Here is a 23,717-nt window from a genome sequence, read left to right on the forward strand (position 1 = left end):
GTTGTTCGGTGACGCCGATTGTAGCGGTTCTGAGAGATTCGGTTTGTGGCCTTTGCCGCTCACGACAGCCAGCGGCGCATGCTGCGCTCAAACACGCCGGCAAAGAAGGTCAAAAGGTCGACACCGTGTTGCGGCGTGAACTGATGCGGATCTTCCGAGCCTAGCACCAAGAGACCCGGCAGGCGTCCTTCGCCGAGATCGAGGCGCAGACAGGCCTCGGAGCGAATCCATTCGGCCTTGTCGCCATAGATTGTCGGACTGCCACCTTGGAGCTGACGAAGGGTGACTTGCTTGTCGCTCCCGCGTTCGCTCATAGCGTAGCTTTCGGTAAAGCCTGGCCCCACAAGTTTCAGCACATCATCCCTCTTGGCGGCAGCACTGCCGCTGCCATCCTGTGCGGATTCCAGAACCAGGGCAATGACTTCAACATTCAGTTTCTCGGCCAGATCGGATTTCAGCGCTTCCAGGAAACTCTCAAAATCGGTGGGCTCCAGCAGGCGCAGCACGGCCCGATGGATCTGTTTGGTGCCGGTGAGGTTTTCATAGGCGGTGGCGACAACAGAGCGATAGACGTCCTCAAGGCGATCCAGTCGCGCTTCCATCCTGTCCATGGCGATGCCACGCATATCAATGATATTGGAGCCCATCGCCCGCTCGCTGGCGGCCACAAGGACCTTCATCAGGCCCTGATCTTCCAGAAGGGCGTCAGGCTCCGCCAGGATTGCGTCGCGAAGGGAAGTATCGAGTTTTGCGCTGCTCATTCTTGAACCTCTTGGGGCTTTGGGCCGCCTTATAACATGGGTTTTGCGGCTGCGGGCAAAAAATGCCCTTCCAGCGAAAGTTTTCCATCCACCGGGGCTCCCGCCCAGAACGGCTGGATCAAAGATCCCTTGTTCTAGTTGGTCTACCCTTAGGGTGGGGGGCTACAGCGCTGTCCTACTTCAATTTTGAAGGGGGGAAGAAAAAGGTTTGGCCTTTTCATTCCTCTGCACTCAGAAGGGGAGGACGAAATCCGGAGGCATCATGAGCCACTTCAGCTAGTCTCAGCAAAAGGTCTGCTAAGGGCTGCTGATGTCTGTGCCAGATCTTCTCTAGGTTCACGGCTTCGCCCGACTGGTCGAATTTGACCTTGTTGGTATAGCGGAGCAAGTTCCAGCCGCGTAGCGCGTCACGTATATCCAACTGACGCCATGGCAACTGGAGTGTCTGGTCCGTCCAATCTCCGGCTTGCCGAATGTTGCCAAAGCGCTGGGCAGAATCGTGGCACCAATAGTGGAAAGCGATAACACCAAGCTGTTTGGCCGATGGGATGTAGTGGACTTGGACTTGTCGCAATCCATCCTTCGAGAAGCCGAGGATGAACTCCGCCTGATACATTTGATTGCCGGGCTCCCACCCGGCAACATAGACCGGGTGGGGCGCGTAGTCTTGCTCTGCGAGTTCGGCTCCAACCTTTTGAAGCCACCACGTCCAGACCTGTTTGTGGCGCAGTTTCGTCAAGGGGATCAGAGGATCTTGATTTCAGCCGCTTTGATATCGGCAAGGAAAGCATCCAGGCCCTTGTCGGTCAGCGGGTGGTTGACCATGGACTTGATCACCGAAGGCGGGGCGGTGATGACATCGGCACCAATGCGGGCTGAATCCAGAATATGGTTCACCGAACGGATCGAGGCCGCCAGGATTTCGGTGCTGAAACCATAGTTGTCATAGATGGTGCGGATGTCTTCGATCAGCTCCATCCCATCAAGGTTGATGTCGTCCAGACGGCCGATGAAGGGCGAAATGAATGTCGCGCCGGCCTTGGCCGCCAGCAGCGCCTGATTGGCCGAGAAGCAGAGGGTCACATTGACCATATGGCCATCAGAGCTGAGCACCTTACAGGCCTTCAGACCGTCCCAGGTCAGCGGCACTTTGACAGCGATATTTTCGGCGATCTCGACCAGCTTGCGGCCCTCGGCGATCATGGTTTCTGCGTCGGTCGCGGTGACTTCGGCAGATACAGGGCCATCTACCAGATCGCAGATTTCCTTGGTGACTTCGATAATGTCACGGCCGGATTTCTTGATCAGCGAGGGGTTGGTGGTAACACCATCTACCATGCCCAGGTCGTTGAGCTCGGCAATGGCATCGATTTCGGCGGTATCTACAAAGAATTTCATTGGCGGGATCCTTTTCGGGAGAGTTTAGCCAGGATTGCGCTAGCCTTTAGCGCATGACAGGGGCATTAAAAACCCCTGTGGCCATCTCTCGGCCACCAGCATAGCGGAGACCGGAGGCGTGAGCGCAGAGGAATATTTCCATCAAGGTGAAAGGGTTGCGGTCCTGACCGCGCAACCACTGGACCGGTTGCTGGACTACCGCGCGCCTGAAGGGGGCTGTTTTCGTGGCGCCTTTGTCGAGGTCCCCCTGGGCCCGCGCAAGGTTCTGGGGGTGATCTGGGGCAGCGGCAGTGGCGATTTTGATTCGGCCAAGCTGCGTTCAGTGATCCGGGTCTTGGACGTCGCGCCCATGCGCGATGAGATGCGCGCTTTTCTGGGCAAAGCGGCGGATTACACCCTGACACCGATGCATGCGATGCTACGGCTGGCAACCCGTGCGCCGGGCCTTTCGGATCCGCCCTCCATGCGCAAGATCCTGCGCCTTGGTGAGGGAGAGCCGGACCGCATGACCGATGCCCGTGCCAAGGTCCTGGCAGTGATGGAAGAGTTCGGCGGTCTCGCCTTCACGCCCAAGGAGCTGGCGGATATGGCGGGGGTGACCGCCTCGGTTGTCAAAGGTCTGGTGAAGCAGGGGGCGCTGCGGGAAGAGGAAACACCGCGCGATCTGCCCTATCCAAGATTGGACCCGGAATTGCCGGGCAAGGAATTGACGCAGGATCAATCCGCCGCCGCCGCCGCCCTGGCTGTAGGTGTGCAGAGCGGGGGGTATGGTACCACGCTGCTCAAAGGGGTTACCGGGTCCGGCAAGACCGAAGTTTATCTGGAAGCTGTTGCTTCCTGCCTGCGCAAAGGGCGACAGGCCCTGGTGCTGTTGCCGGAGATTGCGCTGACGGCTGAATTTCTGAAACGGGTGGAGCAGCGTTTTGGTGCGACACCAGCGGAATGGCATTCCGGCGTGACGATGACCGAACGGCGTCGGGTCTGGCGCATGGTGGGGCAGGGCAATGCACAGCTGGTGATCGGCGCGCGCTCCGCGCTTTTCCTGCCCTTTCGCGATCTCGGTCTGATCATTGTCGATGAGGAACACGATACCTCTTATAAGCAAGAGGACGGCGTCCTTTACAATGCGCGCGATATGTCGGTGCTGCGGGCAGCTCTCTGTTCGGCGCAGGTGGTGCTGGCCTCTGCGACGCCCAGTCTGGAAACCTGGGCGAATGCGGAGGCTGGCAAGTACAAACGTCTGGATCTGACCGCGCGCTTTGGCACCGCCGTGCTGCCGGAAATGAAGGCGTTGGATATGCGGGCAGAGGAGATGCTGCCTTCCACCTGGATTTCGCCCAGCCTGAAATTTGCGATGAAAAAGCGGCTAGAGGCGGGAGAGCAATCGCTATTGTTCCTGAACCGCCGGGGCTTTGCACCGGTCACCATCTGCCGGGCCTGCGGTGCGCAGGTGGCCTGTGATCACTGCGATGCCCGCATGGTGGAGCACCGGTTCCTCAAGCGGTTGATGTGCCACCAATGCGGGGAGACAAAACCGGTGCCCGAGGCCTGCCCCTCTTGTCAGGTCGAAGGCAAGATGGCGCCTGTTGGCCCCGGTATCGAACGCTTGGGAGAGGAAGCCGCGGCCCTCTTCCCAGAGGCGCGCATTGCAGTGCTGAGTTCGGATCTCTTTGGCTCTGCGCGCGCCCTGAAAACCCGGATCGAGGAGATCGCCGCAGGTGAGGCGGATATTATCCTGGGCACCCAGCTGGTGGCCAAGGGGCATAATTTCCCTTTGCTCACTTTGGTGGGGGTGATTGACGCTGACCTTGGCCTTCAGGGCTCTGACCTGCGGGCCGGGGAGCGGACCTTTCAACTGATGCGCCAGGTTGCCGGGCGCGCTGGGCGGGCGGAACGCCCCGGCGAAGCCCTGCTGCAGACCTTTCAGCCAGAGCATCCGGTGATCCGGGCCATTCTGAGTGGCGACGAAGAAGAGTTCTGGCGGGCTGAGGCGGAACAGCGTCGCGAAGCCGGTGTGCCCCCCTATGGACGGATGGCAGGGATCATCCTCTCTGGCAGTGATCTGGCGCAGGTTTTTGATCTGGGTAATGCGCTGGCGCAGAATGACGGCCCTCTGCGCCAGATTGGGGCACAGCTCTTTGGACCGGCACCGGCCCCCATCGCACGGGTGCGCGGGCGGCATCGGGTGCGGCTATTGGTCAAGGCCGCCAAGGGTGCCCCCCTGCAAGAGGCGCTGGCGCGCTGGGTCGCGCCCTTCAAACTGCGCGGGGATCTGCGCCTGAATATCGATATCGATCCGCAAAACTTCTTTTAGAGCCTCCTGCCTAAGCGCTTGGGGGGATGGCTTTTGGAAGCCAGAGGTTGCGCGGATTTCAAAAGGCGCCTGTGCGATTCTGCAGTGCCTGATGTGCAAGCCCTGCTTTGGCCTCGCCAAGCCTTGGTTTTGGGCGTAGATCTGGCGCCATGTTTAGACCTCTCGCCCTAGAAGATGCACGCGCGCTGCCGTTCTGGCGTCGTCCAGAGACCCTGTTGTTTGTGATGGCGCTTTGTATGCCCATTGCCTTCAATGCCTGGTCCGCCCTGCTGAACAATTTTGTCATCGAAGCGGCCAGCTTTGATGGGGCAGACATTGGTCTGCTGCATACGGTACGGGAAATCCCCGGTTTCCTGGCCGTTGGCGTGATTGCAGTGATCCTCTTTGTGCGTGAACAGGTGCTGGGGATGATCTCCTTGATGATGCTGGGTCTGGCCACTGCGGTCACCGCCTGGTTCCCCTCGCTTGGCGGGATCCTGACCATCACCCTGCTGAGTTCCATCGGCTTTCATTACTATGAGACGGTGAACCAATCGCTGCAGCTGCAATGGCTGCCAAAAGACCGGGCGCCGCAGATGCTGGGCTGGCTTGTTGCGGCCGGGTCTGCGTCAACTCTGGTGGTCTACGGCTTGATCGTGCTTTTGTGGGAGCCGCTGGGGCTGAGCTACAATCAAGTCTTTATGGCGGCAGGTGGGGCAACCGTGCTGATCGCCTTGTTCTGCCTGCTGGCCTATCCGCAGTTCGACAGCCCAACGCAGCAGACCAAGAAACTGATCCTGCGCCGACGGTATTGGCTCTATTATGCGCTGCAGTTCATGGCAGGTGCGCGGCGACAGATCTTTGTGGTCTTCGCCGGCTTCATGATGGTGGAACGCTTTGGCTTTGAGGTGCATGAGGTCACCAGCCTGTTTCTGATCAATCTTGTGATCAATATGCTCGCGGCCCCCTTGTTGGGACGCTTTGTTGCGCATTTTGGCGAACGCCGGACCCTGATCTTTGAATATGCCGGGCTCGCCCTGGTTTTTGCCCTTTATGGCGGGATCTATTGGTTTGGCTGGGGCGTGGTTCTGGCGGCGACGCTCTATGTGGTGGATCATGTGCTCTTTGCCCTGGCTCTGGCGCTGAAGACCTATTTCCAGAAGATCGCGGATCCGGCGGATATTGCGCCAACAGCAGCCGTGGCCTTTACCATCAACCATATTGCGGCGGTCTTCCTGCCCGCGCTGTTGGGGCTTTTGTGGGTCATCTCTCCCGGAGCAGTGTTTGCCCTTGCTGCGGCGATGGCGCTGATCTCGCTGGCGCTGTCCTGCCTGATCCCACGCCACCCGGAGCCGGGCAATGAGACGATCTTTGCCAAATATGCCTCCCGCGCCCCCGCAGAATAAAGCAGGCGGAAAAGGGCAGAGGGAATAGCAAATGCCCCTGCTGCGCTGGGCTTTCAGGCGACTTTGCATGCTCGGGACTTGACCTTGCACCAGCTTGGGCCTAGGCGCGGGGGCAAGCCCTAGCAGGAGATCCCCCATGCCGACCTTTACCGCTCTGACCACCCTTACTGGCAAATCCCAGGCTGAGGCGCTGGGCGAGGCAATGGAACGCCTGATCCCGGAACCCACAGGTGTGGGCGTCTTTGAGATGGAAGATGGCTCCGGTCTCTGGGAAGTGGGGGCCTATTTCACCGAAGAGCCCGATCAGGCGGGTCTTGCCCTTTTGGCGACGATGCATGGGGCCAAGGAATTTGCGGTTTCCGAACTGCCTGAAACCGACTGGGTTGCCCATGTGCGCCGCGAGTTGGCTCCGGTCGAGGCAGGCCGTTTCTATGTTTATGGAAGCCATGATGCGGAGACCGTGCCGGAAGGCCGCATTCCACTTCTGATCGAGGCTGCAATGGCATTTGGCACCGGTCATCATGGCACCACATTGGGCTGCCTCAAGGCCCTGGATCACCTGATCGATGAAGGCTTTGAGGGCCGGAAGGTCGCGGATATCGGCTGCGGGACCGCAGTTCTGGCCATGGCCGCCGCGCGTGTCTGGGAAGGTGACTTCATCGCCAGTGATATCGATGAGGTCGCAGTCGAGGTGGCTGAGGCCAACCTCAAGGCCAACGGCATGGAGGGGGCTGTGACATGCCTGGAGGCTGCGGGCTTTGATCACCCAGGCCTGCAATCCTGCGCGCCCTATGATCTGATCTTTGCAAATATCCTGAAGGGTCCGTTGGTGGCGCTGTCGCCAGATCTGAGCGGCAACCTGCGCCCCGGAGGATTTGCGATTCTCTCGGGCATCCTTAACGAGCAGGCGGATGATGTGGTTTCCGTTTATGCCGAGAATGGAACCAATCTGGTGCGCCGTGATGAGATTGGCGAATGGACAACGCTTCTCTTGCAGCGAAAAGGCTGAAATTAACCCTTTTGTGCTGAATTTTAGACAATTCGCCAAATATTAGGATACTCTTAACGCAAGACATTCCGCTGGTGGGGGCCAGTTCGGAGATTGTGGTATGAGTGTACAGCATCAGGAGTTCCGTGGCCGCGTTTCAAAGCTGCAGGGCAAGCATCGCGCTATGGCCAGCGGCTATTCCGCACGGGTACAGAAAGATGGGCTGATTGTGGTGGAGCCACGCAGGATCCGGTCCCGTTTTTCGGGCCGGTTCGTTGTGTTGTTCCTCGTGGCTTTTCTGGGTTTCAAAGCCTTCTTGATGGCAGCCCTGGGTTTGGACAGCTATGAAGAACGGGTCGCGCGTCTGGCAACAGGTACAGGAGTTGAGCGTGCCGGGGCCTTTGTGATGCAGGTTGACCCGATTTCCCGTTGGGGTGCCGAAAAGATCGGTCCAATCCTGCGCTGAGCTCTGGGGCTGTTTCTTGATCAGAGGCGGCTGCCTGCAAAACGCTGACTGCAAAACAATGTGAAAACGACGGATATCGGCCTGAGGCAAGTCCTCGGGCCTTTCCTGTTTCTGGGGACGTCGTTTCGCTAGGTCCTTTCTCAGCAGGTTCAGGTGCCGAGAAACAAGAACGCCGCGCCCTTTTGGGGGACGCGGCGTTTTATTGGAGGCTCCACAGGGAGGAGAAGGAGCCTCACAATCTGTTATGAGCAGTCTCTTGGGCGTGATTAGAAAACCTGACGGCCCTCTGCTACCCCTTCGATGTCGCCGCGGCACAGGCCGATGTCGGCCAGTTCGCGGTCGCTCAGGCTTTCCAGCGAGTTTTTGGTGACGCGTGCGTCATTCCAAGTAACAACCGCTGCAAAAGCGGAAACGAAAAGGCTTCCGATACGGCCAAACAGGCCGGTGGAGCCATAGGTGGTGCGGGTGGTGTCAAATGCAGCCATATCCTCATCCTCTAAGTTTGTGTGTTCCTGTCCGCCCGACCTCTTGTCGCTGCGGTAAGGGGCATTTAGGAGCAGTTTTTTTGCGCAGCAAGACATGAAATTGCATGCCTCATATGCAGTTTTTGCATAACTCTTGGCCCTTGAAAATAAGGGCTTTTCGCATGTTTTCCCCTCTCCGTCGGAAATGTCGTTCCGCCCATTTTAAAGCGTCGGTTTTGGAACAGGATTCGGGGGTTTCTGCTACCGGTTGCAGTCTGGCTGGGGTGGGAAAGCTGTTGGAGATGTTCGCCTTTTGTGCTAGTTGGCGGAGAGTAAGGCAAAAAAAATTTCAGGGGCCGGGCAGAATCCGGGCAGGTAATGCGCATTTTGGGAATTGATCCGGGTCTCAGGACCCTTGGCTGGGGTGTTATCGAATCGCAAGGCAGCCGTCTCAGCCATGTGGCGAATGGCCTGTGTCATTCTGATGGCGATGATCTGGGGGAGCGTCTCTTGTCGCTGCACAACCAGGTGAGTGAGATCATCGAAGCCTATCAGCCGGATCAGGCTGCGATCGAGCAGACATTCGTCAATAAAGATGGTGCGGGCACGCTAAAGCTGGGTCAGGCGCGGGGGGTTGCGCTGCTCACCCTGGCCAAGGCGGGTTTGCCAACAGGGGAATATGCCCCCAACCGGGTGAAGAAAACGGTTGTCGGTGTTGGCCACGCGGAAAAAGAGCAGGTCCTGCATATGGTGAAACTGCAACTGCCGGGCTGCGATCCCAAAGGGGCGGATGCGGCGGATGCTCTGGCGATTGCTATTTGTCATGCCTATTACGGTGGAACGCAGCAGCGACAGCTGAGGGAGAAACGCGCATGATCGGCAAGCTCACCGGGCGTCTGGATTACCGGACGCAGGATCACATACTGATCGACGTGCACGGGGTCGGCTATATTGTTTATTGCTCGGAGCGCACCCTGGCGGCCTTGCCCGGTACCGGCGAAGCGGTGGCGCTTTATACGGATATGGTGGTGCGCGAGGATCTGATGCAGCTCTATGGCTTCACCTCTCTGGTAGAGAAAGAGTGGCATCGGCTTTTGTGTTCGGTTCAGGGTGTGGGGGCAAAGGTCTCTCTGGCCATTTTGGGCGCCCTGGGGCCGGATGGGGTCAGCCGGGCAATCGCTCTGGGAGATTGGGCCGCGGTGAAAGCCGCCAAGGGGGTTGGCCCCAAGACCGCGCAGCGCATTGTGCTGGACCTGAAGGACAAAGCGCCCGCGGTGATGGCCATGGGCGGCAGCGTTGCCGATGCCATGGATGGGCCGGGTCTGGAAGTGATTGAGGAGGCAGAACCTGCTGCCACCAAGTCGGCTCGCAAGACTGCGCCGAAGAAACCCTCGGGCGCGGCAGCGGCTTCTGCCGGGGCGCTGTCGGCCCTGGGCAACCTTGGCTATGGTCCTTCCGACGCGGCCGCCGCAGTGGCGGAGGCTGCTGCCACCTATCCCGATGCAGATGAGGCAGAACTGATCCGCGCTGCTTTGCGACTGTTGGCGCCGAAGGGGTGAATGAGGGATGATGTATAAGCTAACAGGGCAGCGTCCGTCCGCGAGCAGAAAGCATAGCTCCCGCCCGGCGGGGCGGACGGAAGCTGCCCGGCTTGTCGGCCAGGTGGTCCGGCAAGAGTATAACTGGTGGCGGAGAAGCAAAAATGATTGATGCCGATCCAGCTCTGCGCCCCGAACCGTTGCCGGAAGATGGGGCCGGAGACAATGACCGCGCCTTGCGGCCCCAAGGGCTGGGCGAGTTTATCGGCCAGGCCGAAGCCCGCGCCAATCTGCGGGTCTTTATCGAAAGTGCACGCCGTCGCGGTGAGGCCATGGACCATACTCTGTTTCACGGTCCTCCGGGTCTGGGTAAGACGACGCTGGCGCAGATCGTCGCCCGTGAGTTGGGGGTGAATTTTCGCATGACCTCTGGACCGGTACTGGCAAAGGCGGGCGACCTGGCGGCGATCCTGACCAATCTTGAGGCACGTGATGTGCTCTTCATCGATGAGATCCATCGCTTAAACCCAGCGGTGGAAGAGGTGCTTTATCCGGCGATGGAGGATTTTGAGCTGGATCTGGTTATCGGCGAAGGGCCAGCTGCCCGCACGGTGCGGATCGAACTGCAGCCCTTCACTCTGGTTGGTGCCACCACCCGCATGGGGCTGTTGACGACGCCACTCAGAGACCGGTTCGGGATCCCGACGCGGCTGCAGTTCTATACGATTGATGAGTTGCATGAGATTGTCACCCGTAATGCCCGCAAGCTGGGCGCTCCGGCGGATGACGCCGGAGCGCGTGAGATCGCGCGGCGCGCCCGCGGCACCCCCAGGATCGCAGGCCGGCTCCTGCGCCGCGTGGTGGACTTTGCGGTTGTCGAGGGCGATGGAAAAATCACCCGAGAGCTGGCCGATGGCGCGCTGACCCGGCTGGGGGTAGACAATCTTGGTCTGGATGGTGCGGATCGCCGCTATCTGAATCTTATCGCCGAGAATTATTCTGGTGGGCCCGTGGGGATTGAGACGCTCTCCGCCGCGCTGAGTGAGAGCCGCGATGCTTTGGAAGAGGTGATTGAGCCCTATCTGTTGCAACAGGGGCTGATCCAAAGGACCCCGCGTGGGCGGATGCTGGCGCAAAAGGCCTGGACCCATTTGGGGATGCCGCCCCCGCAGCGTGCGAGTGATCTCTTTGGCTGACTTGAGCAGACGAGATGTGGATTTGAGAGAGGCTTCTGCACCGGATGAAGCCCGCGACCTCGCTGCGCTGAGCGATCTGGTGCGTGAGGTCTCGGATCTCTATGCGGAGCGCTTTGCGATCCGGCGTGATCCAGCCTGGTATCTGGGCAAGATGAGCGAGGAGCTGGGTGAAGTCACGGCGGCCTACCTCAAACTGCAGGGGCAGGGGCGCGGGACAGTTTCACGCCGGGATCTTGAGGATGAGCTGGGTGATCTTCTGGGGTTCGTACTGCTTTTTGCGGATTGGCAAGGCGTTGACATTGGCGCTGCGCTGCAACGCAAATGGGGGGCCTATCTGCCAGTAGAGGAATAAGTCATCGCCAGAGCTCCCGCCCGTCGGCCCGCATTTTTTGAAAATGCAGCCTCCCGTTGGGCAGGGCAGCGCGCCTTTGGCGCGCTGCGGTGGGGGCATATCAGAGCGCTTGCTATAGGGTGCAACCGCGCCGCGTCAGCGGCGCCGGGCCCAAGGCCCCAAGGGGACCTGCCAGAGGCAGGGCAACCGGGCTGCGGGAGCGCCCCCCTTCCCAGCTTCAGCGAGCTTGCCGTTTCGAGCGCATCAAGGCATAGAAGCCGAAAAACATGATGCGCGCGCCAAGGAGGGCGGATATGTCCCTGAACCTGACACCTGAACAGATCCAGGCCTATTTCACCCGTCACGACGGGTCCTATGGCTTTGCCCGCTGGGGGCGCCCGATTGCACCTATCGTCTTTGGCGTCGAGGATGAGACCCTGAAAGTCATCAAGGGGGCAATCGAAGCGGTTGTCACCCTCTCAGGTCACCAGATGGCGGAAACCGATCCGGAATTGGGCTCGAACCTGATGTTCTTCTTCTTCCGCGATTGGGGGGAACTGCTGGAGGTTCCGGATCTGGACCGGTTGATCCCGGGCCTCACAGCCCTGGTTGCCCGCCTCAAAGCTGCGGATGCGAGCCAGTATCGCGCCTTCCGCTTTGATGATACTGGCGCCATCCAGGCAGGATTTGTCTTCCTGCGGATGGAGGGCGCCATGGCAGAGCTGCCGGCGGAAACCCTGGCGCTCAGCCAGGCGGCGCAGATGATCCTGCTCTGGGGGGATCAGGCCTTTGCTGAAACCTCCCCCCTGGCCGTATTGCCCGAGACCGGTGCGACCATCCTCAAGCCCGAGGTGGCGGGTATCATCGCGGCCGCCTATGACCGGATGATGCCACCCAGTGCGGATGACGCCAGCCATGCGCTGCGGCTCTTTGCGCGGCTGCAGGGCTGAACCTGTGCGGGTCTTTCTGGCGCTGCCTCTGCCAGAGGCCCTGCGCGACGACCTAGAGGATCTGGCCCTGACCCTGCGGGCGGGGCGCCTGGTGCCTGCCGAAAACTATCACGTGACCCTTGCTTTTCTAGGGGAGCAAAGCGAGGCGGACCTGGAGCGACTTCACGTAGAACTCCAAAAGCTCTCCTCGGCGCCGTTTTCTCTGCAGATCGAAGGATTGGAAGCGCCTGGAAGCAAAGCGCCGCGCGTACTTTGGGCGAAACTCGCATCCAATCCAGAGCTAACGGCGCTCCACAAGGCGATCCGGGGAAGGCTGCGGCTCTGTGATATGGATCTCCCGCGAGAGAGATTTCGCCCACACATCACCCTGGCGCGTTTCGCCCGTCCGCTGCGGCGCGGGGACGCGATGGAGATTGCCTCTTTCTTGCAGGCGGAGGGCGGCTATCGCCCAAATGCCTTTCCTTACAGCGGTTTTGCACTGTACCAATCGCGGTTGACCTCGGATGGTGCCCTCTATGAGGAACTTGCGCATTACCCGTTTCAGTCAGAGCCTCAGGAAAACCCATGAAAAGCAGAACCCTACGGCAGAACCGCTAAGCTCCCTTGCTGATGCCGAGGCCAGCGCCTAGGGTGCCGCCGCAGTGAACAGGAGGTTCCCAGCCATGGCGCATCAGTTCCCTTTGAGGGTCTATTACGAAGATACGGACATGGGCGGCGTTGTGTATTACGCCAATTACCTACGCTTTATCGAACGTGCCCGCAGCGACTGGGTGCGCAACCTTGGCAATGATCAAAACGCCATGCGCGACGAGGGGTTGATCTGGGTGGTGCAGCGGGTTGAGGCGGATTACATTCAACCTGCCAAATTCGATGATGTTCTCCTGGTGGAAACCGAAGTGCTAAAGGTTTCGCCGGCGCGCCTGGTCATGGGGCAGGAAGTTTCCCGCGATGGCGAAGTGCTGTTTCGCGCCAAGGTCAATGTCGCCTGTATCCAGGCAGAGTCCGGCCGCCCGCAAAGGCTTCCGGCAGAGATTCGCGCATTGCTGCAATAATCACGCCTCTCACTCTTGTTTCATTGGCTTTTGCGCATGATCTGCGATAGCTTGAGGCCAAATAAGGCCGCAAAACAGGCCATCTCGGGGCAGAGCAACCCGGAAACTCATGAGGCGCTGGGATCACCAGCATAGAATAGAGCAGGCAAATGGAAGCAGAAACTCTGGCGCTGGCGCAGGAGATTGATTTCTCCATGTGGGGCCTTTTTGCGCGGGCAACCCTTACGGTCAAACTGGTGATGCTAATGCTGATCGTAGCGTCGATCTGGTCCTGGGGCATCATTTTCCAGAAGCTGATCAATTATCGCCTGGCTCGCAGCGAGGCGGCAGAGTTTGACCAGGCCTTCTGGTCGGGGGAACCTCTGGATGGGCTGTTTGATCACCTCGGGCCGGAACCTTCGGGGCGCGCGGCACGTATCTTTGCGGCTGGAATGGCGGAATGGCGGCGCAGCCACCGCAGCGACGGCGGCTTGATCCCCGGTGCCCAGGCAAGGATTGATCGCTCCATGGATGTGGCCATCGCCAAGGAAACCGAAGATCTGCAAAGTGGCCTTTCGATCCTGGCGACCGTGGGCTCCACCGCCCCCTTTATTGGCCTCTTTGGCACGGTCTGGGGGATCATGAACGCCTTTATCGAGATTGCCGAGCAACAAAACACCAACCTGGCTGTTGTGGCACCGGGCATTGCAGAGGCCCTGTTGGCGACGGGGCTTGGCTTGCTGGCAGCGATCCCGGCGGTGATTTTCTATAACAAGCTGAGTGCGGACAGCGATCGGATCCTGGGCGGCTACGAGGCCTTTGCCGATGAGTTCGCCACCATTCTTAGCCGTCAATTGGATTCCTGAGCGATGGGTGCCGCTGTACAGCAGCCGCAGGGAGGTGGCCCAAGACGTCGTGGGCGACGGCGCGGGCGCTCCAAGCCGATGGCAGAAATCAATGTGACCCCCTTTGTGGATGTCATGCTGGTGCTGCTGATCATCTTTATGGTGGCCGCCCCTCTCTTGACCGTAGGTGTTCCGGTTGACCTGCCCAAAACCGCCGCCGGAGCCTTGCCCGGTGAGCAGGAAGAGCCTCTGACTGTGACCATGTTGGCAAGCGGGGAGATCCAGATCCAGACCACTGCCGTGGCGCGCGAAGACCTGGTGGGTAAGCTGCGCGCCATCGCGGCAGAGCGGGACTCTGGCCGGGTCTATCTGCGTGCGGATGGGGCCATTTCCTATCATGATGTGATGCAGGTCATGGGCGCACTCAATGCGGGTGGCTTTGAAAATGTGGGGCTGGTGACCGATATCGGTGGATCAGCGCTGGACGCGGGCACGCCCGCTGTAGCTGGCCAATAGGCGAGGGATCTCTCGGTGCAGACCGGAACCAAAATCTCTCTGGCAGGACATGGGGTGCTGATGGGCTGGGCCGTCTTTGGCGGCTGGTTCTCTGCTGCGCCCGAAGCCGTGCAGGTGCAAGAGGTTTCGGTGATTTCAGCGGCTGATTTCGAACGGCTGAGCCAGCGCCCCGCAGCCCCGGTAATTGCGCCAGAGCCAGCAGCACTAAGCGAACCAGAACAGCCCGTAGAAGTTCCGCAGCTAAACACAACCGCCGAAACCCAAGTGGAAACTTCCCAGCCTGAGACGGTGCAGACGCCTGCTGTGGAAGTCCCGCCGGAGACCGTCCCGACGCCGGATCCCGCGCCAGAGGTTGCCCCGCAGCCCCCTGAGATCCTGGATGCGCCTGAAAGCAGCAGTATCATTGCGGCGCTGCCGGAACCGGAACAGCTGCGCCCAGCCGAACGGGTGGCACCAGAACCGGTTGCAGCGCCAGAGCCTGAAGTGGCAATTGATGATATCGTTCAGCCCGAGGTCTCTACGGATGTCGGCGCTGAGGCGGAACAGGAGGCGCAGGAAGAAACCGCCGAGGAAGCGGCCAGTGATCGAATTGTCACCGAGGCGAATGAAGATGAGGAGGCGGAGCTGGAACCTGCCCCTGTCGTCTCGGCGCCGAGCACCTCTTTGCGGCCACAGGTCAGGCCGCGCCGCCCACAGGCCCCAGAGCAACCGACCGAGGTTGCCGAGCCCCTGGATGATGCCGAAAGCGAGGCCCAGGATCAGGCAAGTGCAATCGAAGATGCGCTGGCTGCAGCCATCGCGGGCGGCGGCGAAGTAGAGGCGCCCGAGCCCTCTGGCCCGCCGCTCACCTCGGGTGAGAAAGACGCTCTGCGCGTTGCGGTCTCAAAGTGCTGGAATGTCGGCTCGCTCTCGTCAGACGCGCTGCGAACCACGGTCGAGGTTTCGGTCACCCTTAGCCAGGACGGCAAGCCTGATCCGGGCTCCATAAGGATGATCTCCAGCACCGGTGGCTCGAACTCGGCGGCCAAACAAGCCTATGAGGCCGCGCGCCGCGCAATCATTCGCTGTGGCGCGCGCGGTTTTCAGCTCCCAGCCGAGAAATACAGCCAATGGCGCGAAGTTGTGATGACCTTCAATCCAGAAAAGATGCGGATCAAATGAGACATGGCTCTATTTTCCAAAGGCGCGCCGGTTTCGATCCTGCGTCGAAAGAGCCGGAACTTCCCCTGACCCGGATAGCAAAACCCATGTTAATGACTTTGAAGCTTATTCAGAAAAGGACGCGGAGCATATGAGATCCAGTTCAACATCTCTTGCCGCAGGCCTGATGCTTGTACTTGCGGGGCTGTTTGCCGCCGCCTCTGCCCAGGCCCAGTCTGGTCCATTGCGCATTGAAATCACCGATGGTGTGATAGAACCTCTGCCCTATGCCGCGCCGAGTTTCATTGCCGATAACGCTGCTGCCGCTGAACTGGCGCGGGAAATCACCCGCGTGGTCGCCAGCGATCTGAGTGGGACAGGCCTGTTCCGAGAAGTTCCTGCATCCGCGCATATTTCCAAAGTGAGCGATTTCAATGCACCGGTGCGCTTTGCGGATTGGAAAGCGGTAAATGCTCAGGCGCTGATCACCGGATCTGTCTCCGCTCAGGGAAATCAGCTCACGGTGCGGTTTCGCGGCTATGACGTCTTTGCCGAGAAAGAGCTAGGCTCGGGCCTGCAATTCAACGGCACCAAAGAGGGTTGGCGCCGTATGGCGCATAAGGTGGCAGATGCGATTTACAGCAGGATCACCGGCGAGAGCGGCTATTTCGACAGTCGCGTGGTCTATGTCTCTGAGACGGGACCAAAGAACGACCGCCGCAAACGTTTGGCGATTATGGATTACGACGGCGCCAATGTGCAGTATCTGACCGATAGTTCTGCCCTGGTGCTGGCACCGCGCTTCTCTCCCACCGGGGATCGGGTGCTCTACACCAGCTATGAAAGCGGGTTTCCTCAGATTCATGTGTTGGATGTGGGGCGGGTGCAGCGCCGTGTCCTCTCTGCGGATCAGGGGATCATGACATTCGCACCGCGCTTTGCACCGGATGGCCGCACGGTGGTTTATTCGCAGACGGCAGGCGGCAACACCGATCTATTCACCATGGATATCGCAAATGGCAGTCGCAAACGGCTGACCAGTGCACCCTCGATCGAGACCGCACCCTCCTTTTCGCCAGATGGCAGTCAGATCGTCTTTGAAAGTGACCGTTCGGGCAGTCAGCAGCTTTACGTGATGCCCGCAAGTGGCGGCGAAGCCCGACGTATCAGCTTTGGCAAGGGGCGCTATGGAACCCCGGTCTGGTCGCCACGTGGGGATCTGATCGCCTTTACCAAGCAAAGCAAGGGGCGCTTTCATATCGGGGTCATGCGCACCGATGGCAGCGAAGAGCGCCTGCTGACGGCCTCTTTCCTGGATGAGGGGCCCAGCTGGTCCCCAAACGGGCGGGTCATCATGTTTACGCGTGAAACCCAGGGCGCCAATGGGCGGGCCTTGCTCTACTCCGTGGATATTCTGGGGCGGAACCTAAAGCCTGTCAGAACCCCGGATGGGGCCTCGGATCCGGCCTGGTCGCCACTACAGAAATAGCGGCGTAAGCAGATTGGCGCAGAAAAAACAAGGGCGGGAAGTCATGAATGGTTTAGCTGCCCGGCCTGTGTTAAATTGAGCAAAAGACGGGAAAAGGAATGGGCGGAATGGGCATAGTGATGAGCGGTTTGAAAAAGGCCACCTTGCTGGCAGTCGTGCTGGGCCTGTCGGCCTGTAGCAACGCTGTCTGGGACAATGCAGGCGGAAGTGGAACCGGCACAAGCCCGGGAGGATCCAATCTGGATCCGGCCAGCCCGGCCTATTTCCAGCAGGAGGTTGGGGATCGCGTGCTTTTCCCGGTTGATCAGTCGACGCTCTCGGCAGAAGCGACCACGATCCTTCAGGGGCAGGCCCGCTGGTTGACCGCCAATCCTGACTATGTGGTGACCATTCAGGGGCACGCTGATGAGCAGGGCACCCGCGAGTATAACCTTGCACTGGGCGCGCGTCGTGCAAATGAGGCACGGGATTTCCTGATCGGCCAGGGGATTGCTGGTACGCGTATCCAGGTTGTCAGCTTCGGCAAGGAACGCCCGCTGGAAATCTGCTCTGCCGAAAGCTGCTATGCCAAGAACCGCCGTGCAGTGACCGTGCTCGCAGGTGGATTGACGGGATAAGCCAATGCGTCTGATGCGAGCCCTTTTCCTTTCTACGGCCCTGATGGTGCCTCTGCCCCTGGCGGCGCAGGATCAAGAGACACTGGCGGATATTCGTCAGGAGCTGACGGTTCTGCATGTGGATATTCAGCGTCTGAAGCGAGAGCTCTCCACCACCGGAGGCGCCAGTTCCGGGGTAACCGCTGGTGGTTCTGTTCTCGATCGGGTCGGCGCGATTGAGCGTGCATTGCAGAGCCTGACTGCGCAGACTGAACAGTTGCAATATCGCATCAATCGCATCGTCAGTGATGGCACCAATCGGATTGGAGATCTGGAATTCCGTCTGGTTGAGCTGGAAGGCGGAGATATTGCCGCCCTGGGTGAAACCACCACATTAGGCGGTGAAGATCAGAGCACGCAGGTAGAAACCGGTCCTGAAGTTCAGCCGGGCGGCGGGACCGAACTTGCAATCGGCGAACAGGCAGATTTTGACACCGCCGCAGCCGCATTGGATGCGGGCGATCATCAGGTTGCCATCGATAAATTTGCGCTCTTTGCGCAGTCCTACCCCGGTAGTCCTTTGACACCTGCTGCGGATTTCAAACGCGGCAAGGCGCTGGACGGGCTGGGAGATACACGCGAAGCCGCAAGGGCCTATCTTGCGGCCTTCACGGGAAATGCCACCGGAGAGGTTGCGCCGAATGCTCTATTCGAGCTTGGCGCGGCTCTGGGACGTTTGGGGCAGGTAGAACAGGCCTGCATTACCCTGTCAGAAGTGGAAGTGCGCTTTCCTGGCCAGAGCATCGTTGCCCAGGCCGCTGTGGAGATGGCTGCACTCGGCTGCTCTTGACCAGGGCTGGCAGCGATATTGCGGCACTGCTGAGGTCGCAATTCGGGGCTTCGCCACCGCCTCGGGTCGGGGTTGCGGTATCCGGCGGCGGTGATTCCCTTGCGCTGCTCCATCTGCTCAAATCCTGTTTTGACGGTGAACCGGTAGAGATCCTGGCCGCAACTGTGGATCACGGGCTGCGCAAGGAGTCCGCCGAAGAAGCCAAATGGACTGCCGAAGTCGCACGCGGGCTTGGGCTGCGTCACGAGGTTTTGATCTGGGAGGATGGCCCAGAGGAAACCGGGAACCTGCAAGAGCAGGCCCGCCATGCCCGCTATTCCCTTTTGACCAACTGGGCCCGCAGGAATGGCATTCCGATCCTGACCCTTGGGCATACAGCTGATGACCAGGCAGAGACCGTCTTGATGCGGTTGAGCCGCGCTGGGGGAGTCAATGGTCTGGCTGGTATCCCGCAACGCCGTACTCTGAATGGTGTCACCCTTTTGCGGCCTTTGCTGGAGGTGCGTCGCGAAGCCCTGCGCAGCTATCTGCGTGACGAGGGGCACGATTGGATAGATGACCCAAGTAATGACGACAGCAGATTTGAGCGGGTGCGTTTTCGTAAAGCGCTAGAGAATCTGGCAGAGCTTGGGATCACCGTTCCAGCGCTTGCAACTGTTGCACAGAATATGAGTAAGGCGCGCAAGGCCCTGGATTGGCATGTTTTTCTGGCAGCGCGCGACATTGCACGATTTGAAGCTGGGGCAATGGTGTTTGACCTGCGCAAGTTCCGGACCCTACCGGATGAGATCGCGCATCGGTTGTTGCAGCAAGCAATCCAGTGGATTTCCGGAAACCCTTATCCTGCGCGGCGACTGCCAATGATTGAAGCCGCCGAGCAGGCCAGACGTGGCGGCTCTGCCACGCTTTCGGGCTGTCGAATCATGAGCCGGAAATGCGGCGTTTGGGTGTGCAGAGAATTTGCAGCCGTGGAACACAGTAGCGCCCCTTCGGGGGGGATCTGGGACGGGCGCTGGCGAGTCTTTGCCGGAGAATTCGGCCAAAGTGAATTGCGCCCGCTCGGGGCGGAAGGCATGAAACAGTGCCCCGAATGGCGTTCGCAAAACCTGCCTGGCCCGGTTCTGGAGGTCACGCCTGCGCTCTGGCAGGGCGGAAAATTGATCGCCGCACCACTGGCAGGATATGCCAAGGGAACCACCGCAGAATTGGTAAATAGCGAAGAAGAGTTCTTTGCATCGCTTTTATCGCATTGAACCTGACTGAATGTTCCTTATTTTAAGCGCAACGGGGCTGTCCTGGGAGGGCAGCCGGATATTGGGAGATTTGCCTTGGGCAACGCACGTAACATTGCATTCTGGGTTGTGCTTTTCCTGCTGGTCTTGGCGCTGTTCAATCTGTTCAGCGGATCTGGCAGCACGATGCAGAGCAACGAACGCACTTTTTCGGATTTTGTCACTGCAGTTGAAGATGGCAAGGTCGCTGCCGTCACGCTGGATGGTGAGCAGGTTCGTTTTAGGACGACCGATGATCAAAACCACGTCACGATCAAGCCGGCCGATGCAGAAGTCACAACTCTTCTGATCGAACATAACATTCCGGTTCGGGCCGAAAAGCAGCAGCAGTCTGGCTTCCAGTCCTTCCTGATCACGCTTCTGCCCTTCCTCTTGCTGATCGGTGTCTGGATCTATTTCATGAACCGGATGCAGGGCGGTGGCAAAGGTGGCGCCATGGGCTTTGGCAAATCCAAGGCCAAGATGCTGACCGAAAAGCACGGCCGTGTCACCTTTGACGATGTTGCAGGCATTGACGAAGCCAAGGAGGAGCTGGAAGAGATCGTCGAGTTCCTGCGCAACCCGCAGAAATTCTCCCGTCTCGGCGGCAAGATCCCCAAAGGCGCGCTGCTGGTGGGCCCTCCGGGTACTGGTAAGACGCTCTTGGCCCGTGCCATTGCAGGCGAGGCCGGCGTACCCTTCTTCACCATCTCGGGCTCTGACTTTGTTGAAATGTTCGTGGGTGTTGGTGCAAGCCGCGTGCGTGACATGTTCGAACAGGCGAAGAAAAACGCGCCTTGCATCGTTTTCATCGATGAAATCGACGCTGTGGGCCGTCACCGTGGTGCCGGTTATGGCGGCGGCAATGATGAGCGCGAGCAGACCCTGAACCAGCTCTTGGTTGAGATGGACGGTTTTGAAGCCAATGAAGGCGTCATCATCCTGGCCGCCACCAACCGTAAGGACGTGCTAGACCCCGCACTTCTGCGTCCTGGCCGTTTCGACCGCAACGTGACTGTCGGCAACCCTGATATCAAAGGCCGCGAAAAGATCCTGGGCGTGCATGCCCGCAAAACCCCGCTGGGCCCAGACGTGGACCTGCGCATCATCGCGCGTGGTACACCGGGTTTCTCTGGTGCGGATCTGGCCAATCTGGTCAATGAGGCCGCCCTGATGGCCGCCCGTGTTGGTCGCCGTTTTGTTACCATGGAAGATTTCGAATCTGCCAAGGATAAGGTGATGATGGGGGCAGAGCGCCGCTCGATGGTGCTGACCCAGGATCAAAAAGAAAAAACCGCCTATCATGAAGCCGGCCATGCCGTTGTCGGCTTGGCCCTACCGCTGTGTGACCCAGTCTATAAGGCTACGATCATTCCCCGTGGCGGCGCCCTGGGTATGGTTGTCTCGCTGCCAGAGATGGACCGGTTGAACTACCACCGCGATGAGTGTCAGGAAAAGCTGGCGATGACCATGGCGGGCAAAGCGGCTGAGGTCATCAAATACGGCGAAGACCATGTCTCGAACGGCCCTGCTGGTGACATCCAGCAGGCCAGCCAGCTGGCGCGCGCCATGGTGCTGCGTTGGGGGATGTCGGACAAAGTCGGCAATATCGACTATGCCGAAGCCCACGAAGGCTACTCCGGGAATACCGCAGGCTTCTCGGTCTCGGCCAATACCAAAGAGCTGATCGAAGACGAAGTTAAGCGCTTCATCCAGGAAGGCTATGACCGTGCTTTGCAGATCCTCAAGGACAAGAATGAGGAATGGGAGCGTCTGGCACAGGGGCTCTTGGAATATGAGACCCTCACCGGCGAAGAGATCAAACGCGTCATGAATGGCGAGCCGCCCAGCGAAAGCGGCGACGACGCGGATGACGAGGGCACCGGAACGGCCTCTGTCACAGCGATCCCCAAGGCCAAGCCCAAGAAAAGCTCGGGCGATGAAGCGGGTGACATGGAACCGGAACCCACTTCCTGATCTGACCTCCTACAAGAATATGAAACCCCGGCCCTTAGACAGCGGCCGGGGTTTTGTTTTGCGCCAGTTCCGTCTCCGGGTTCTGCAGTCAGGATGCATCCGTCCGGGCCGTTGCGAGGGCAGGAACTTGGGATGCGGTCTTGCAGCGCTGTGACGCTCAGTCCAACCGCAGCCGTGCCAAGGCATAGATCAACAAAACAGCGCAACAGAAGGCGGCCATCAGGAAGGGCGCACGTAGGGCGAGGTCCCGGCCCATTGGTTCTTCCAGAGCGGAGACGACAAAGCCACCGGCCATGGCGCCTAGCGGCATCGAACCCCAGCCAAAGAAGCGGTAGATGCTGTTCACCCGGCCCAGCAGTTCCGAGGGGATGCGCCGCTGGCGCCAGGAGACGGTGATGACATTCCACAGCATGGCGGCGGCGAGGACCGCAAACAGGGCTGCGGCCATAACCACAGCGCTGCTGCTGAAGCCAACAATGCCATAGCCGATGCCCCAGACCGCAATTCCCAGATACAGACAACGGTTCAGGCCGATCCAGCGGATGGCATAGGGGGCGGCGAGGCTACCGGTGATAGCGCCCAGGGCCTCAATCGAGAGGATTGCGCCGTATTCCGCAGCCCCCAGCCCCAGAACATCCTGAGCAAAGAGGATCTGTACGGTGATTGTCGCGGTGGCCAGAAAATTCGCGATCCCCAGAACGATCGCCAGCCGCAGGAGCTTGGGATCTTCCCGCATGAAGCGCATCCCCGCCAGCAGCGCTTCTTTGAAGCGCAGTCCTGAAGGGCGCGGAGGTTGCATTCGGATAAGGTAGACGCAGCCAGCCGCCAGGATGAGCGCAGCAATATCCAGCCCGAAGGGCAGCCCGATCCCGGCTGCTATCAGCACCCCGGCCAAAGGCGGGCCGATGAACTGGCCGGTCAGCTGCTCCGCGCTCCACATCTGCCCATTGGCGCGCTCCAGATCCTGCTCCCCAACAATTGAGGGAAGGATAGTCTGGGCAGCATTGTCGCGTAGCACCTCGGCAGATCCCAGCAGAAAGGCCAGTCCGGCAAGGATCCAGACACTGCCCTCAGCGGGTGTGCCCAGGGCGAGCAAGAGGATGCCTGCAACGATGCCAGCGCGCAGCAGATCAGCCTTCGCGATCAGGCTGCGCCGGTCGCTCCCGTCAATAAACACACCTGCGGGAACAGAAAAGAACAGCCAGGGAAGGCGGGTGGCTGCTGCAACTGCGGCAATGGCCGTCGGGTCGCGAGTCATCAATGAGGCCAGCCAGGGCAGGGCCAGGACAATCATGCCATCGCCAAGATTGGTCAGGGCACCTGCGGTGAACAGCAGCCGGTAGTTCCGGTTTCGAACTAAAAGCGGTGAGGCCATGGCCGCGCTCCTCTCAAAAGGTGGTGAATACCTGCCCGGTCATGATGTGGCGGTCAATGGCCTGCCAGTGCCTGATGCAGCGTCACTCAGGAGATTGCTGCGCTTTCCGGGCTTTTCATTGGAGTGGTACTCTCTATGGTTCGCGGCAACAGATCCGATGGGCGTGGGGCCCAGGAGAGACAGGAGCGCGAAAATGCCGGTATTGCTGGAAACAGAGTTTGTTGGGGAAATCATCTGGGCCGGAGCCACGGCGGCAGGCGGCGGATTGGCTTCGGAGATGACCGATCAGCTGGAACTAGGCTTCCACGGTCTCACCGGGGTGCGCCACGCGGGGGAGAACCGTGCCTCCTGTGTTCGGGTCAGTAATCTCTATCCCAAGGGCACCGAAATCCGCAATGTGCGCCAGCTGAGCATTCTGAGTGCCGAAGAGCTGGAACTGATCGCTGCCGATATGGGGCTGGAGGCTGTCAATCCAGCGGACCTTGGCGCCAATCTGGTGCTGAAGGGTATTCCCGACTTCACCTTTGTGCCGCCTTCTTCCCGTCTGCAGGCACCGGATGGGACGGTGCTCACCATTGATATGGAGAACCGTCCCTGCATCTTCCCGGGCAAGGAAATCGAGAAATCACATGCCGGTTTTGGCCCCAAGTTCAAACCGGCAGCCAGAAACCGGCGCGGTGTGACCGCCTGGGTCGAGCGCCCCGGTGCCCTGCGCATCGGTGATAAGCTGAAGCTGTTCATTCCGGACCAGCGCGCCTGGGCGCCCTGATTCCGGCGCGCTTGCAGGGCACGAATTTCATATTGTGGACATTCGTATCCCAATCTTTGGGGCGACG

25 protein-coding genes are annotated in these 23,717 nt (G+C 59.7%); 20 read left to right on the forward strand and 5 right to left on the reverse strand.

Going from position 1 to position 23,717, the window contains the following annotated elements:
- Positions 1–59: 59 nt before the first annotated feature.
- The 3 genes from RSK20926_RS01870 to fsa form a co-directional block, all read right to left on the reverse strand.
- Positions 60–761, reverse strand: coding sequence for a DUF484 family protein (locus tag RSK20926_RS01870; protein ID WP_008204047.1), 702 nt, complete (start codon positions 759–761; stop codon positions 60–62).
- 217 nt (positions 762–978) lie between these two features.
- Positions 979–1,500, reverse strand: coding sequence for a hypothetical protein (locus RSK20926_RS01875; RefSeq protein WP_008204049.1), 522 nt, complete (start codon positions 1,498–1,500; stop codon positions 979–981).
- A 5-nt stretch (positions 1,501–1,505) separates the two neighbouring features.
- Entirely contained in the window at positions 1,506–2,159 is a 654-nt protein-coding gene (gene fsa, locus RSK20926_RS01880) for a fructose-6-phosphate aldolase (protein ID WP_008204050.1), read from the reverse strand.
- Between the two features lie 118 nt (positions 2,160–2,277).
- Between fsa and RSK20926_RS01885 the strand changes: the two genes are divergently transcribed.
- The 4 genes from RSK20926_RS01885 (at position 2,278) to RSK20926_RS01900 (ending at position 7,312) form a co-directional block, all read left to right on the forward strand.
- Positions 2,278–4,473: a primosomal protein N' gene (locus tag RSK20926_RS01885; RefSeq protein ID WP_008204051.1), complete on the forward strand. Its 2,196-nt coding sequence runs from the start codon at positions 2,278–2,280 to the stop codon at positions 4,471–4,473.
- A 149-nt stretch (positions 4,474–4,622) separates the two neighbouring features.
- Entirely contained in the window at positions 4,623–5,858 is a 1,236-nt protein-coding gene (locus RSK20926_RS01890) for an MFS transporter (protein WP_008204052.1), read from the forward strand.
- Positions 5,859–5,994: 136 nt separating this feature from the next.
- The gene (locus RSK20926_RS01895; RefSeq protein WP_008204053.1) at positions 5,995–6,867 is read left to right on the forward strand and encodes a 50S ribosomal protein L11 methyltransferase; all 873 of its coding nucleotides are present in this window, start codon (positions 5,995–5,997) and stop codon (positions 6,865–6,867) included.
- Between the two features lie 100 nt (positions 6,868–6,967).
- Positions 6,968–7,312 carry a hypothetical protein gene (locus RSK20926_RS01900; protein WP_008204054.1) on the forward strand — a complete coding sequence of 115 codons (345 nt, stop codon included), beginning with the start codon at positions 6,968–6,970 and terminating at the stop codon, positions 7,310–7,312.
- Between the two features lie 266 nt (positions 7,313–7,578).
- Here RSK20926_RS01900 and RSK20926_RS01905 read toward each other — a convergent pair whose 3' ends face one another.
- Complete coding sequence (locus RSK20926_RS01905) at positions 7,579–7,797, reverse strand: DUF1127 domain-containing protein (RefSeq protein WP_037253513.1); 219 nt, start codon at positions 7,795–7,797, stop codon at positions 7,579–7,581.
- A 357-nt stretch (positions 7,798–8,154) separates the two neighbouring features.
- On the opposite strand from RSK20926_RS01905, the gene ruvC reads away from it, so the two are divergent.
- The 15 genes from ruvC to ftsH all read left to right on the forward strand — a co-directional run bounded on the left by ruvC (position 8,155) and on the right by ftsH (position 21,506).
- The gene (gene ruvC / locus RSK20926_RS01910) at positions 8,155–8,652 is read left to right on the forward strand and encodes a crossover junction endodeoxyribonuclease RuvC (protein ID WP_008204056.1); all 498 of its coding nucleotides are present in this window, start codon (positions 8,155–8,157) and stop codon (positions 8,650–8,652) included.
- A complete protein-coding gene (gene ruvA, locus RSK20926_RS01915) occupies positions 8,649–9,335 on the forward strand; it encodes a Holliday junction branch migration protein RuvA (protein ID WP_008204057.1) in 687 nt (228 codons plus the stop codon). The genes ruvC and ruvA overlap by 4 nt, the downstream gene beginning before the upstream one ends.
- A 143-nt stretch (positions 9,336–9,478) precedes the next feature.
- On the forward strand, positions 9,479–10,510 hold the full coding sequence (gene ruvB, locus RSK20926_RS01920; RefSeq protein ID WP_008204058.1) for a Holliday junction branch migration DNA helicase RuvB: 1,032 nt from the start codon (positions 9,479–9,481) through the stop codon (positions 10,508–10,510).
- 1 nt (position 10,511) lies between these two features.
- Entirely contained in the window at positions 10,512–10,862 is a 351-nt protein-coding gene (locus RSK20926_RS23110) for a MazG nucleotide pyrophosphohydrolase domain-containing protein (RefSeq protein WP_232281831.1), read from the forward strand.
- Positions 10,863–11,155: 293 nt separating this feature from the next.
- On the forward strand, positions 11,156–11,791 hold the full coding sequence (locus RSK20926_RS01930) for a hypothetical protein (RefSeq protein WP_037253290.1): 636 nt from the start codon (positions 11,156–11,158) through the stop codon (positions 11,789–11,791).
- Positions 11,757–12,359: an RNA 2',3'-cyclic phosphodiesterase gene (gene thpR / locus RSK20926_RS01935; protein WP_008204061.1), complete on the forward strand. Its 603-nt coding sequence runs from the start codon at positions 11,757–11,759 to the stop codon at positions 12,357–12,359. The genes RSK20926_RS01930 and thpR overlap by 35 nt, the downstream gene beginning before the upstream one ends.
- Before the next feature lie 94 nt (positions 12,360–12,453).
- On the forward strand, positions 12,454–12,843 hold the full coding sequence (ybgC, locus tag RSK20926_RS01940; protein WP_037253293.1) for a tol-pal system-associated acyl-CoA thioesterase: 390 nt from the start codon (positions 12,454–12,456) through the stop codon (positions 12,841–12,843).
- A gap of 149 nt (positions 12,844–12,992) precedes the next feature.
- Positions 12,993–13,688, forward strand: a complete 696-nt coding sequence (gene tolQ, locus RSK20926_RS01945) for a protein TolQ (protein WP_008204063.1) — start codon at positions 12,993–12,995, stop codon at positions 13,686–13,688.
- A gap of 3 nt (positions 13,689–13,691) precedes the next feature.
- Complete coding sequence (gene tolR, locus RSK20926_RS01950; protein ID WP_008204064.1) at positions 13,692–14,183, forward strand: protein TolR; 492 nt, start codon at positions 13,692–13,694, stop codon at positions 14,181–14,183.
- 15 nt (positions 14,184–14,198) lie between these two features.
- Positions 14,199–15,344, forward strand: a complete 1,146-nt coding sequence (locus RSK20926_RS01955; protein ID WP_008204065.1) for a hypothetical protein — start codon at positions 14,199–14,201, stop codon at positions 15,342–15,344.
- A gap of 130 nt (positions 15,345–15,474) precedes the next feature.
- Positions 15,475–16,812: a Tol-Pal system beta propeller repeat protein TolB gene (tolB, locus tag RSK20926_RS01960; protein WP_008204066.1), complete on the forward strand. Its 1,338-nt coding sequence runs from the start codon at positions 15,475–15,477 to the stop codon at positions 16,810–16,812.
- Positions 16,813–16,931: 119 nt separating this feature from the next.
- On the forward strand, positions 16,932–17,429 hold the full coding sequence (pal, locus tag RSK20926_RS01965) for a peptidoglycan-associated lipoprotein Pal (RefSeq protein ID WP_037253522.1): 498 nt from the start codon (positions 16,932–16,934) through the stop codon (positions 17,427–17,429).
- 4 nt (positions 17,430–17,433) lie between these two features.
- On the forward strand, positions 17,434–18,258 hold the full coding sequence (gene ybgF / locus RSK20926_RS01970) for a tol-pal system protein YbgF (RefSeq protein WP_037253297.1): 825 nt from the start codon (positions 17,434–17,436) through the stop codon (positions 18,256–18,258).
- The gene (gene tilS, locus RSK20926_RS01975) at positions 18,255–19,511 is read left to right on the forward strand and encodes a tRNA lysidine(34) synthetase TilS (protein WP_008204069.1); all 1,257 of its coding nucleotides are present in this window, start codon (positions 18,255–18,257) and stop codon (positions 19,509–19,511) included. The genes ybgF and tilS overlap by 4 nt, the downstream gene beginning before the upstream one ends.
- A gap of 75 nt (positions 19,512–19,586) precedes the next feature.
- On the forward strand, positions 19,587–21,506 hold the full coding sequence (gene ftsH / locus RSK20926_RS01980; RefSeq protein ID WP_008204070.1) for an ATP-dependent zinc metalloprotease FtsH: 1,920 nt from the start codon (positions 19,587–19,589) through the stop codon (positions 21,504–21,506).
- A gap of 157 nt (positions 21,507–21,663) precedes the next feature.
- Here ftsH and RSK20926_RS01985 read toward each other — a convergent pair whose 3' ends face one another.
- On the reverse strand, positions 21,664–22,881 hold the full coding sequence (locus RSK20926_RS01985; RefSeq protein ID WP_008204071.1) for an MFS transporter: 1,218 nt from the start codon (positions 22,879–22,881) through the stop codon (positions 21,664–21,666).
- Between the two features lie 193 nt (positions 22,882–23,074).
- Here RSK20926_RS01985 and RSK20926_RS01990 point away from each other — a divergent pair, with 193 nt between their 5' ends.
- Positions 23,075–23,650, forward strand: a complete 576-nt coding sequence (locus RSK20926_RS01990; RefSeq protein WP_037253300.1) for an MOSC domain-containing protein — start codon at positions 23,075–23,077, stop codon at positions 23,648–23,650.
- Positions 23,651–23,717: the final 67 nt, after the last annotated feature.

This window comes from Roseobacter sp. SK209-2-6 (genome assembly GCF_000169455.1).
Taxonomy (GTDB): domain Bacteria; phylum Pseudomonadota; class Alphaproteobacteria; order Rhodobacterales; family Rhodobacteraceae; genus Pseudophaeobacter.

What these genes read in the sequence shown, in the direction of transcription:
- RSK20926_RS01870 (WP_008204047.1), bottom strand. Translation starts at nt 761, where the DNA reads ATGAGCAGCGCAAAACTCGATACTTCCCTTCGCGACGCAATCCTGGCG.
- fsa (WP_008204050.1), bottom strand. Translation starts at nt 2,159, where the DNA reads ATGAAATTCTTTGTAGATACCGCCGAAATCGATGCCATTGCCGAGCTC.
- RSK20926_RS01890 (WP_008204052.1), top strand. Translation starts at nt 4,623, where the DNA reads ATGTTTAGACCTCTCGCCCTAGAAGATGCACGCGCGCTGCCGTTCTGG.
- RSK20926_RS01895 (WP_008204053.1), top strand. Translation starts at nt 5,995, where the DNA reads ATGCCGACCTTTACCGCTCTGACCACCCTTACTGGCAAATCCCAGGCT.
- RSK20926_RS01900 (WP_008204054.1), top strand. Translation starts at nt 6,968, where the DNA reads ATGAGTGTACAGCATCAGGAGTTCCGTGGCCGCGTTTCAAAGCTGCAG.
- RSK20926_RS01905 (WP_037253513.1), bottom strand. Translation starts at nt 7,797, where the DNA reads ATGGCTGCATTTGACACCACCCGCACCACCTATGGCTCCACCGGCCTG.
- ruvC (WP_008204056.1), top strand. Translation starts at nt 8,155, where the DNA reads ATGCGCATTTTGGGAATTGATCCGGGTCTCAGGACCCTTGGCTGGGGT.
- ruvA (WP_008204057.1), top strand. Translation starts at nt 8,649, where the DNA reads ATGATCGGCAAGCTCACCGGGCGTCTGGATTACCGGACGCAGGATCAC.
- ruvB (WP_008204058.1), top strand. Translation starts at nt 9,479, where the DNA reads ATGATTGATGCCGATCCAGCTCTGCGCCCCGAACCGTTGCCGGAAGAT.
- RSK20926_RS01930 (WP_037253290.1), top strand. Translation starts at nt 11,156, where the DNA reads ATGTCCCTGAACCTGACACCTGAACAGATCCAGGCCTATTTCACCCGT.
- thpR (WP_008204061.1), top strand. Translation starts at nt 11,757, where the DNA reads ATGCGCTGCGGCTCTTTGCGCGGCTGCAGGGCTGAACCTGTGCGGGTC.
- ybgC (WP_037253293.1), top strand. Translation starts at nt 12,454, where the DNA reads ATGGCGCATCAGTTCCCTTTGAGGGTCTATTACGAAGATACGGACATG.
- tolQ (WP_008204063.1), top strand. Translation starts at nt 12,993, where the DNA reads ATGGAAGCAGAAACTCTGGCGCTGGCGCAGGAGATTGATTTCTCCATG.
- tolR (WP_008204064.1), top strand. Translation starts at nt 13,692, where the DNA reads ATGGGTGCCGCTGTACAGCAGCCGCAGGGAGGTGGCCCAAGACGTCGT.
- tolB (WP_008204066.1), top strand. Translation starts at nt 15,475, where the DNA reads ATGAGATCCAGTTCAACATCTCTTGCCGCAGGCCTGATGCTTGTACTT.
- pal (WP_037253522.1), top strand. Translation starts at nt 16,932, where the DNA reads ATGAGCGGTTTGAAAAAGGCCACCTTGCTGGCAGTCGTGCTGGGCCTG.
- ybgF (WP_037253297.1), top strand. Translation starts at nt 17,434, where the DNA reads ATGCGTCTGATGCGAGCCCTTTTCCTTTCTACGGCCCTGATGGTGCCT.
- RSK20926_RS01985 (WP_008204071.1), bottom strand. Translation starts at nt 22,881, where the DNA reads ATGGCCTCACCGCTTTTAGTTCGAAACCGGAACTACCGGCTGCTGTTC.
- RSK20926_RS01990 (WP_037253300.1), top strand. Translation starts at nt 23,075, where the DNA reads ATGCCGGTATTGCTGGAAACAGAGTTTGTTGGGGAAATCATCTGGGCC.